Here is a 10,610-nt window from a genome sequence, read left to right as displayed (position 1 = left end):
CTCGCTTCGCTGCTCGTCAAGCCAGCGTCGACAGCACAGCTCCGGCCACGAGAAAAATATCGATTAAATCAGCGCTTCCCTAGAGATGCCGATGGAATCCTCACGTGCGCCGTCGAGATCGTGCTCAAGGAAAGCGAGCTGCCTGATGCCGCCCGTGCCCGCGACCACACTACGTTCTAATGCAGGTGAAGCTAGCCGCCAAATTCTTGTCGCCCGAGCCATTGTATCGTGGCCAGGCTGGATAACGGCAGGTCGGACGGGTCAAGACGGTGGAACCGTCGGCTGCGCGTTTGGTCGACACGAGGGCTTCTGGCGGTGTAGTGCCTCTCTCGACCCATGCCTCAAGTACGGTCAGGAAATCCGTACTGCTTGCGCCGGGGCCAGTGAAGCTGTGGGTCACTCCCGGCGACATATAAAACCGCATAAACAAGTTGACGCTCTCGTCCCCCATTGCCTGTACCGTCCGGTTGTAGAGGTCGATACTGCCGCGAGGCTGGACCAAGTGGTCGCTCCAGCCATGCCACAACAACAGCTTGCCGCCACGCGCAGCAAACAAATGCATGTCCGGATTATTGGCGTTCGATTTGATCGACGACGCCAGCCACTGCGGCGCGAACGCTGCTGGGTCATGGGTAAGGATGTCCGCGTTTGCGTCGTTTAGGACAGCAAACCTTGCCCACCCGGTCGCGAACACGCCCAGCATCCCAGTGATCGGGCTCGGGGCAGTACCGAAGTTCCAGGTGGTCCACCCCGACGGATCGGCCTCGGCACCGACGCCGAACTGAAAGGCAGTCGTCACGCCGTTCGCAGTCGGGACCGCGAGACGCCCGTTACTGGTCATCACCTGAACCGTGGCAAGCTGGGCGTCGGACAAGCAAGCGGCTCCGCTGTCCGTACCGCTTGCACAACGCAACGCAACTGGATTGAACGCGCAGTGCTCCGCGTCAGAGATGATACCGTCTGCGAGTCCGTCGCCGCTGTCGCACGCTGCCAGGCGGGCGCTCTCCACGAGAGACACTTTTGCGGGACTCAGCCACCCTGCGCCTCCTCCTGCTGCGATCCGCTTCTGAACTTCGATGCCCTTCTGGTTAACCGCCGAATAGTCGACGACGGGTTCCAGTGCAATGATGCCATCGTAATTGCTCGGGTTGCGCATCGCTTGTTGCAAGGCCTCGCGCCCACCGGTTGACGCACCGAAGAAATATTTGCGTTCCGGACTCGCGTCGTACGCGAGGCGAACGCCTGCCAGGGCCGCATCGTATACCTTGGGTACCGAAGCGAACGCGAAGTTATCGAAACCGGCAGGATTGTTCAGTGCGAAGTCGAAGGATAATGGGTTTCCCTGGTGGCCGGAATCGCTGGCCACAATGGCGTATCCGCGCTTCGTCACCTCCGGGTCGGCAGCGGGAATTGTTCCGTTGTAGGCCCCGCCTCCAAGGTGGATAAGTTTTTTATTCCAGCTCTGTGGGTTGGGAAGGGTAAGCGTGAACCTGGTCGTAGACGCGGCGGACGAGACAATCTCACCGCTCGCGCTGCAGGATTCCGGAGCGGTGGCGGTGGCCGCAGCGACGGAAGCCGCCGTCAACTTGCCGGTGCCGATCGTCTTTCCCACGAGTCCGGCGCACAGTGCACTAAACGTCTGCACCGGAGACGCAGGCGCGATCACCGGCACCTCCTCGTCCTCGTTCCCGCCGCATCCCGCCAGTGCCAGCGCGATCGGTATCAGAACACATGCCTGGATCAACTTCGCGCGCGCTGCGCGCGCACAGGCCAGACCGTTTTTGTTATGTCGTTTCATCATTTCTCCATTCTGGACGTAGAGTCACCGGGCCTGGCCCGAGAGGATCGGACCCGGGGATAGATTCACCGCTGCGCTGCAATGCCTGCAACGATCAGAAGTTGTGTCTCAACCCTGCCAGAATGCCGTTCTGGTTCATGCCTACGCCGACCGTGCCCCCGGCATCCAGAGCGGCGGCGGATAGCCCTTCGTTACGGATATGCCCAATAGACGCATGGAGGGCTGTCCGTTTTGATAAGGCATAAGTCGCACGGATGGCCACTAACGTGGCGTCGTCATTGCTGTTTTTTTGATCGCGGTGCACCACTTCCGCGTCGAGGGTAATCTGCGGGGACATCGGCTTGCTCACGCCGAGGTAAAGCAGGTTCGACTCTACCGAGCCTGTCGCCGCACGGGTCTCGCGGTTGATGATGCCTCCACCTACTTTCGTCGCGCCCAGCATGAAGTAACCATTTACGCCAATGCGCTTGTCGTCATTCTCGCTGGAGGTGAGACCGCCTGCGGCACCGGCATTACCGTTCAGGACGTCGTAAGTGACGTTAACACCGAACCTGGTGCTGTCGTAGCCGAGGAGCGCAGTTACCTGGCGGCAGGCCTTGGAGTTTCCTGGTACTTCACCGGCGCAATTCGTGGCAGCCGGGCCGCCGGCAGCTGAAGCGTCGCGTCCGAAACTATAGGTCGCGCCAATCGTGAAGCCCGAAAAAATTCCGAGGTAGCCGATGGCGTTATCGGAGCGCGAATTCGGCAGGTAGGGATCGAGACTCGCTGTGCCAAAAATGTTTGGGCCAAGCACATCCGATTTAAGGATCGACACATAGGTCATGTTGACCTGGCGTCCGAGCGTAATTGTGCCGAACGCGCCCCTTATGCCCACATTTGCCGCCCGCCCGAACAGCCGCCCGCCCTGCCCCGCCGTTCCGGTGTCAGGCCCCAAACCGTTCTCCAGCACGAAAAAGGCGTGCAGACCATTTCCTAGATCTTCGGTCCCACGGAAACCCAAGCGTGAGGGGAATGCGCCGGTCAGCGACGGCATCTTCGTCACTGAGTCGCCAGCGGCATTGGCGTTGGTGGTGTGTAGCATGCCAGTATCAAGTAACCCGTAAACGGTAACCGAACTTTGCGCCGCTGCGCTGGAAGTGAACACTGCGACGGCGAGAGCAAGCGCCGTCATACTCTGTTTTTTCATTTTAGTCTCCACGTTGTTATGTAATCGATGGTCGGGTATCAATTTTCGGACCAGCAGCCCAAGATGCTTTTTTATGCCGCCGTCTCTCGCAAATCAGTTTCAGCCTTCCTGCGGGGGTTTAACCTTGTTTGTCCGGCCATCCACGAAGGCGGACAGACGCTGCTGCGTTGCCGGATCGCTCTGCGCGACGGCGGCGATTAATGCTTCAGTCATCAAGCCGTCCTGTATCGACTGATCGGCGATACGCGGCAGGACATGCATGACTCCGTAGTTGGTCAGCGGCGCATTTCCCGCTATCTTCGCGGCCAATTCCAGTGCCTTGTCGAAGCCTTCGCCCTGCCCGACAAGATATTGAGAAATACCAGCCTGATGGCCCTCCGCGGCATTGAGCACACGTCCGGTCAGCATCATGTCTGTCACGCGATGCACGCCGATGAGGCGAGGAATCCTGACCGAACCACCGCCTCCGAGAAACAGACCCCGCTGGCCCTCCGGGAGGGCATAGAACGCCGAATCCTCAGCGATCCGGATCTGGGTGGCGGCGGCAATTTCCAGGCCGCCGCCGATGACGGCACCCTTGAGCACAGTAATCACTGGCACTGGGCCGAACTGGATACGCTCGAACGCCTCATGCCATCTGCGCGAGTGAAACATCGCCTCGCCGGCGTTGCGTCCCCTTACTTCGGACAAGTCGAGTCCTGCACAGAAATGCTCGCCGATCCCCTGGAGTACGACGACCTTCACGTCTGGCGTAAGGTCACTGAAAAAATCGCGCAACGCGCGGATGGTGTCGTCGTTGATTGCGTTGCGTTTGGCCGGACGATTAAGCGACAGTAGTGCAATCGGACCGCGGTATTCGATCGACAGCATGTCGGGGGTATTGGTGTAACTCATGAGATTTCCTGTGAAATGACTAGCGCACGTTAGAAAATGCCGGCTGGCGGCGCGGCAGGCCCATGATCGCGCGTGCCTCGGCCGGCGTCGCTGGTTCCATGCCGAGGTCGCGGATGATGCGCACCAAGCGCTCCATCAGTCGCACGTTGGTTGCGAGTTCGCCATGGGAGTAGTACAGGTTGTCCTCGAGACCGGTACGGGCGTGGCCTCCGAGCAGCAAGGCATTCACACCCGAATGCAGTTGGGCCGGGCCGATGCCGCTAACGCCGAAAATGCAGTCCTTCGGCAGCAGATCGACCATGCTTTGCAGGATACGTGGCGTATAAGGCATGGCATTCTGGAACCCGCGGTGTGCACCGAGCACCAGGTTGATGAAATACGGTGGCTCGTCCAGGCCGCTGCCGATCAGGGTAGCCACGTCCTGCAGGATATGGGTCGGGCTGAACACCTCCCATTCCGGTTTGATTCCGAGCTCCTTCATCTTCGTTGCCAGTTCCAGGCAGCGCGATGGCGGCGTATTCATCAGGATTTCACGGCCTTCGAAGGTCGCGTTGATCGTCGTGGCGTCAAGCGTGCACATCTCCGCGCCCGCCTCCAGTCCCTTCAGGCGCTCGTCCCACATGATTTCCCAATAACCGTTTGGTCCCTGGCGCACCATGTCGCCGTTGACGCCGCCACCGGTCGAGTTGTTGATGATGATGTCGCACTTGGCCCGGATGCGCTCATTGATGTCGCGGTAAATCGCCGGGTCGCAGGTGGCGCCATCGTCAGGCCGCCGTGCGTGGACCGCGACGACGCTGGCCCCCGCGTTATAGCAATCGTAGGTATCGCGAGCGATCTCGTCCGGCTGCGTAGGCAGATGTGGATTTTGCTGCTTGCTCGCCATGCCGCCGGTGGGGGCGATCGTGACGATGATTTTTGGCGTTTGCATGCTGAGTCCTTTCAATGTTGCCGGTACCGCGACACGGGTCCCGGTGGTACGTATGGTTGCTAAGGCAGTGTGGTTCCGGCCTTTGCTTCGACTAATCCGAGAAGCAGTGCATCGCGCGTTGGCGCCAGCAGCGCCTGGTCACGGCCCGTCAGGAGCTCGTCGACACCCGCGCAGATCTTCTGTTTCAGTTCCTCGGTAATCGCTGGGGTGCCAAGGTCCGCCCACCAGCTTTCAATCGGCGGGCCAAGATGGTCGAGCACGTGGCCGATTCCACCTTCTCCGCCCGACAAGTGCAGGTTCAGGAAGGGGCCAATCAGTGCCCACCGCAGGCCCGGCCCATAGGCGATCGCTGTATCGATATCGGCGACGGTGGCTACACCCTGATCGACTAGGTAAAAGGCTTCGCGCCACAAGGCTGCCTGCAGGCGGTTGGCGATATGACCCTTGACCTCCTTGAGCGCATGGATCGGGCGCTTGCCGATCGCCGAATAGAAGGCCATGGTGCGTTCAATCGTCTCGCTTGATGTCAGTGCACCGCCGATCACCTCGACCAGAGGGATCATGTGCGGGGGATTGAAAGGGTGGCCCAGGATGACGCGTTCAGGGTGAGTGCAAGCTCCCTGCACCAAGCTCATCAGGAGACCGGAAGAACTCGACGCCAAGATCACCTGTTCCGGTAACAGTGCATCCATGTCGCGAAACAGTGCGACCTTCAGGTCTTCCCGCTCCGGGCCGTTTTCCTGGACGAAGTCGACGCCGGCCAGGGCTTCGGCCAGGTTGGCAGAGAAGCGCAACCGCTCTAGCGAGGCTCCTTCGGCCAGACCCATTTTTTCCATGCTCGGCCAGTGTCGGCATACGGCCTCGCGCAGTTTCGCTTCAGCCCCCGGCATTGGATCGGTGGACGAGACGTCGAAGCCGCGCGCGAGGAAGTAGGCTGTCCAGCTGGCACCGATAACACCGGTCCCGACGACGCCTACGCATTTGATGTCGTTATTCGCTTCCATGGTGGTCCTCATGCAGTCTTCTTGTTCAGGCCGAGATAGGTATCGATGACCCTCGGATCGTTCGCCATGTCGCTCGCCGGCCCTTCCATCACGACCTCGCCGGTCTCGAGCACATAAGCGTAGTCGGCGGCCTGCAGCGCGGCACGTGCGTTCTGCTCGACCAGCAAAATCGCGACCCCGGTTTCCTTCAGGCGCACGATGATGTGGAAGATCTCCTTGACGATGAGCGGCGCAAGACCGAGGCTTGGTTCATCGAGCATCAGCAAGGCTGGCTTGGCCATCAGGGCGCGCCCCAACGCCACCATCTGGCGCTCCCCACCGGACATCGTCCCCGCAGCCTGCAGGCGCCGCTCGCGCAGGCGTGGAAACAGGTCGTAGACGACTTCCAGCTCCTCGGCATATTTCCGGTCGCGACGCTTGTAGCGCGTGTAGCTGCCCAGCAGCAGGTTGTCTTCGACGCTCATCGTGGTAAACAGGTCGCGGCTTTCAGGCACCAGGCTCATGCCATGGGCTACCCGCTGCTCCACCGGCCATGTACTGACATCGACACCGCGCAGCAGCACGGCGCCAGTGGTGGAGGCGTTGGTCGCCAGGGCGCCTGCAATGGCGTTCAACATGGTCGACTTGCCGGCGCCATTCGGGCCGATCACGGTCACAATCTGACCGGCGCCGACGGCGATGCTCGCGCCGTGCAGTGCCTCGACCTTGCCATAGGTAACGTGTAGGTTATTAATTTCGAGAACAGGTGTCTTCATGATCAGTCGATCCCCCCGAGGTAGGCTTCCAACACGGCGGGATCCTGCTGCACCTGCGCCGGCACCCCTTCCGCAATCTTTGTACCGAATTCCATGACGATCAGGCGATCAGTCAGGTTCATCACAAAATCCATGTCGTGTTCGACCACCAGGATGCTCATGCCCTCGCCTTTCAGTTTGTGCAGCAGCGACGCGAGTGCCTGCTTTTCCTTGTAGCGCAGACCCGCCGCCGGTTCGTCGAGTAGCAACAGCGCCGGGTCGCAGCACAAGGCGCGCGCGATCTCCAGGATGCGCTGCTGGCCGAGCGCCAGATTGCCGGCCTTCTCATACAACAACTGGTCGAGTCCAACCCGTTCCAGTTGGCGACGGGCCTCGAAAAGAAGCGCCTCTTCCTCCCCCCGATCCAACCCAAGGGCGCTGGCGAACACACCACATCGGCCGCGCAGGTGGGCGCCGATCGCCACGTTCTCGAGCACAGTCATATCAGGTAGCAGGTGCACGTGCTGGAACGTGCGCCCGACACCGAGCTTCACGATCTCCCGCGATGGCAGCCCGTCGATGCGCGCCAGCGACTCGCCAGTGCGAAAACGAATTTCGCCACTAGTGACCGGCAGCACACCCGTCGCCAGGTTGAACATGGTCGACTTGCCAGCCCCGTTCGGGCCGATCAGCCCGACGATCTCGCCACTGTGCACCGTGAATGACATGTCGTTGACGGCAACTAGCCCACCGAACTGCTTGCGTGCCTTGTCGACGACCAGCAGCGGATAACCGGCCGGCGCCTTCGCTCGCAACGGCAATGGGGCGGCGCTCTTGGGCGCAAGCGCCTCGGGTTGCACGGGCAGGTAGGCTGCGATAAAGGGCCAGATCCCGTTGCGGGCACGTTGCAGCAGCACCACCATCAGCACACCAAAGACGATAATCTCGAAGTTGCCGCTCGAGCCGAGCAGGCCCGGCAGGTAGCTCTGCAACTGATCCTTGAGGATGGTGAGCACGGCCGCGCCCAGGATCGCTCCCCAGAGGTAGCCTGCGCCGCCGATCACGGCCATGAATAGGTATTCGATACCGGAATTGAGGCCAAACGGCGACGGGTTGACGGCACGCTGTAGGTGCGCATACAGCCATCCGGACACGCAGGCAAGAAGCGCCGCGATCACGAAGATACGGATCTTCATCGCCGCCGTATTGGCGCCCATTGCCTCGGCCATTAGGCCGCCGCCCTTGAGTGCACGGATCGCGCGTCCGGACCGGGAATTGAGCAGGTTGCGCAGCAGGACGACGGCGACCAGTACCACTAACCAGATCAGGAAGTACATGCTTCGACCAGAACCAAGGCTAATTTCGAACACGCTGAGCGGCGGGATGCCCGTAATGCCATCGTACTTCCCGAGAAACTCGAGGTTGCCGAACAGGTAGTACAGCGACAAGCCCCAGGCGATGGTACCGAGCGGGAGGTAGTGCCCAGACAGACGCAGCATCATCACCCCGATGAGCAGGGCGGAGACCGCCGTGACGACCAGGCCGCAGGCCAGACCGAGCCACGGCGACAGGCCGTACGCTGTCGACAGGTACGCTGTTGCATAAGCACCGAGTCCAACGAAGGCCGCCTGGCCGAAGGAGGTCAGACCGCCGACACCGGTCAGCAGCACCAGGCCGAGCGCCACGATCGAATACAGGCCGATGTAGTTGCCAAGCGTGACCCAGTAGGCGGGCAGTGGAAGCAGGCCAAAGACTCCGGCGGCCAGCGCCAGGATGATGAGGGGATGGCGCGTCATGCTTCGCCCTCCTCGACGTGCGGATGGCGGATCGAGCGCCACAACAGCACGGGAATAATCAGGGTAAACACGATGACCTCCTTCAGGGCACTGGCGTAGAACGACGAGTAGGCTTCCAGCAGGCCGACCAGCAGCGACCCGAGCGCCGCCAGCGGATAGCTGGCCAAACCGCCGATGATGGCGCCCACAAAACCCTTTAGCGCCATCAGGAAACCGCTGTCGTAATAGACCGTGGTGATGGGCGCGATCAGCACACCGCACAGCGTGCCGATGAGGGAAGCGAGCATGAACGCGAGCCGCCCGGCCGCCGTCGTGCCGATGCCGACCAGTTGCGCACCACGGCGGTTCACCGCTGTGGCGCGCAAAGCCTTGCCCGACAGCGTGCGATCGAAGTACAGGTACAGCGCGCCGATCAGTAGCAGCGCGGCGACGATCACGACGATGCTTTGCCCGGACACCGTCAAGGTACCCATGCTAAACACAGCGGACGAAAACGGTTCGGTGCGCGAGCCCTCGGCTCCGAACATCACGAGGCCGACCCCGAGCATGACAAGGTGCACTGCAACGGCTACGATCAGGAGCACCAGCACTGAGCTTTCCGCCAGCGACTGAAAGGCAAGGCGGTAGAGCATCGGCCCCATCGGGACGACGATGACAAAGGTGAGCAGCAGCTGCAGCAGGGTCGGCATGATAGTGCCCTCAACCGAGCGGGCAACGCCCACTACGATGGCGGGAAGCAGCACGAACTTGACAAAGGACATCGATAGCGCGCGTCCCCGATTGACCTGACCTGCCGGGCTGCGCAGAATGCCATATATATCCCGCAGGAAGGTAGCCACGCCTAGCACGAGCAGCAACAAAGCACTGCCGGGCGACGTGCCAGCCTGGAGGGAGGCCATGGTTAGCGCGCCAAAGGCGACGAATTCACCCAAGGGGATGAAGATGACCCGCGTGATCGAGAACACCAAGACAAGCGCCAGGGCCAGCAACACATACACCGCGCCGCTTGCCACCCCATCCTGGGTCAGAATGGCGAAAATTGAAAAATCCATACCGCTGCCCCGCTGGCGCGACGACGCTGGCCTGACACAATGCGCGCTTGCGCATTACGCCGCCGATCGGCGTCGCCCCCGTGGCCCTCCTTTTTCCAAGTTCATTTTTAAAACTGGTCGGGGACCGCGCGGTATGACTGCCCCTCTCAGGGGCGTGTCAAGCAGCCTGCTATCCCCCGACCAGGGCGACTATTTCCTTCGTTAGTTGCTCTATGCTCTTGTCCGACGTCGACACCGTTAGGTGCGCGAGTTGGTACAGCCCTTCCCTTGCTTCCAGCGTCCCCGAGATGTTTTCCATCGCGTCCTGCCGAAGCTGGGGACTGGCAATGCGCACGTCGTGCTGCGCCGTGACCCGTTCGAAATGCTCCTCGGGTCGCGCCTTCAGCCAGACGTTGTAGAACGAGTGCTGCAGCAGTTCATAGGTTGCAGGTTCGGCCACAATTCCTCCGCCTGTTGCCAGCACCACCTCCGGATAGGTGGCGATGACGCGCTCAAGGCAGAGGCGCTCCAGCTTGCGGAAACCTGCCTGACCAGAGATCCAGAAGATCTCGTTCAGACTGATGCCCGCCTCCCGCTCTATCTCCCGGTTCAGCTCCACGAACGGCACGCCTAGTTGCGCGGCGATGAGCGGGCCTAGCGTCGATTTGCCTGCACCGCGCAAACCGATCAGCGCCAGTCTGCGCGGCGGCGCCCCACCCGCTTTTCGCCCGCCAACATATTCGTTGAGCAAGCTCCGTATTTCGGCAAGCTGTTCAGGCGGCTGGCGCTTGAGAAGCTCGACGATCAGTACATAGTTGCTACCGTAGCGCTCGCTGTCAGAGAGCAGATTTTCGATCGGCAGATTCAGCGCCGTCGCCAGCCGGTACAGCACGGCGATCGAAATGTTGCCATCGCCTTTTTCTACCCGCGACAGGTAGGGCAACGAGATGCCGGACTCTGCGGCAAGCTGCTTCATTGTCATGGCGCGCGCAGCTCGCGCCGCCCGGACTCGCTGCCCCAGCTGCACTGACAGTTCGGCCGTCTCGGGCGCACTGCCCTTGGCTGTCAGTTCATGGACCGGTGGGCGGGCCGGTCCGTCGATCGATGCCGTGCTGCTTGTCCTCCGGGTGCGCGCCGCGCTGCTTGACGCCGTGATCGCTTGTTTATCCGCTGCCATGATCAATGTCCGAAAAAAGCGCACATTGTAAATCCTTGCTACTGCGCCCATCCGGTCCC

General features: G+C 61.2%; 10 protein-coding genes. 1 reads left to right on the top strand and 9 read right to left on the bottom strand.

The genetic code is table 11. The features are described 5' to 3' along the window. A partial coding sequence (locus tag H162_RS35035; RefSeq protein ID WP_211223742.1) for a hypothetical protein occupies positions 1 to 180 on the top strand: 180 nt, incomplete at its 5' end. On the opposite strand, the gene H162_RS31765 is transcribed toward H162_RS35035, so the two are convergent. The 9 genes from H162_RS31765 to H162_RS0124085 all read right to left on the bottom strand — a co-directional run bounded on the left by H162_RS31765 (position 170) and on the right by H162_RS0124085 (position 10,602). Beyond that, positions 170 to 1,798 carry a tannase/feruloyl esterase family alpha/beta hydrolase gene (locus H162_RS31765; RefSeq protein ID WP_169444557.1) on the bottom strand — a complete coding sequence of 543 codons (1,629 nt, stop codon included), beginning with the start codon at positions 1,796 to 1,798 and terminating at the stop codon, positions 170 to 172. The genes H162_RS35035 and H162_RS31765 overlap by 11 nt on opposite strands. Positions 1,799 to 1,892: 94 nt before the next feature. Beyond that, positions 1,893 to 2,984: a porin gene (locus H162_RS0124120; protein ID WP_020656058.1), complete on the bottom strand. Its 1,092-nt coding sequence runs from the start codon at positions 2,982 to 2,984 to the stop codon at positions 1,893 to 1,895. Between the two features lie 99 nt (positions 2,985 to 3,083). After that, positions 3,084 to 3,878, bottom strand: coding sequence for a crotonase/enoyl-CoA hydratase family protein (locus tag H162_RS0124115; RefSeq protein ID WP_020656057.1), 795 nt, complete (start codon positions 3,876 to 3,878; stop codon positions 3,084 to 3,086). A gap of 19 nt (positions 3,879 to 3,897) precedes the next feature. Then, positions 3,898 to 4,809: a beta-keto acid cleavage family enzyme gene (locus H162_RS0124110; RefSeq protein WP_020656056.1), complete on the bottom strand. Its 912-nt coding sequence runs from the start codon at positions 4,807 to 4,809 to the stop codon at positions 3,898 to 3,900. A gap of 59 nt (positions 4,810 to 4,868) precedes the next feature. Beyond that, positions 4,869 to 5,813, bottom strand: coding sequence for a 3-hydroxyacyl-CoA dehydrogenase NAD-binding domain-containing protein (locus H162_RS0124105; RefSeq protein ID WP_229452238.1), 945 nt, complete (start codon positions 5,811 to 5,813; stop codon positions 4,869 to 4,871). 8 nt (positions 5,814 to 5,821) lie between these two features. Then, on the bottom strand, positions 5,822 to 6,568 hold the full coding sequence (locus H162_RS0124100; RefSeq protein WP_020656054.1) for an ABC transporter ATP-binding protein: 747 nt from the start codon (positions 6,566 to 6,568) through the stop codon (positions 5,822 to 5,824). 2 nt (positions 6,569 to 6,570) lie between these two features. Next, positions 6,571 to 8,343 (bottom strand): branched-chain amino acid ABC transporter ATP-binding protein/permease, encoded by a 1,773-nt coding sequence (locus H162_RS31760; RefSeq protein ID WP_020656053.1) that lies wholly within the window; start codon positions 8,341 to 8,343, stop codon positions 6,571 to 6,573. After that, complete coding sequence (locus H162_RS0124090) at positions 8,340 to 9,395, bottom strand: branched-chain amino acid ABC transporter permease (RefSeq protein WP_020656052.1); 1,056 nt, start codon at positions 9,393 to 9,395, stop codon at positions 8,340 to 8,342. The genes H162_RS31760 and H162_RS0124090 overlap by 4 nt, the downstream gene beginning before the upstream one ends. Before the next feature lie 169 nt (positions 9,396 to 9,564). Continuing rightward, positions 9,565 to 10,602: a helix-turn-helix transcriptional regulator gene (locus tag H162_RS0124085; protein ID WP_229452236.1), complete on the bottom strand. Its 1,038-nt coding sequence runs from the start codon at positions 10,600 to 10,602 to the stop codon at positions 9,565 to 9,567. Between the last annotated feature and the right edge of the window lie 8 nt (positions 10,603 to 10,610).

Origin of the sequence: Massilia niastensis DSM 21313 (assembly GCF_000382345.1) — a bacterium.
GTDB classification, from domain to species: Bacteria; Pseudomonadota; Gammaproteobacteria; order Burkholderiales; family Burkholderiaceae_D; genus Telluria; species Telluria niastensis.
The sequence above is the reverse complement of the archived record's forward strand: the minus strand, read 5'-3'. Positions and strand labels throughout refer to the sequence as shown.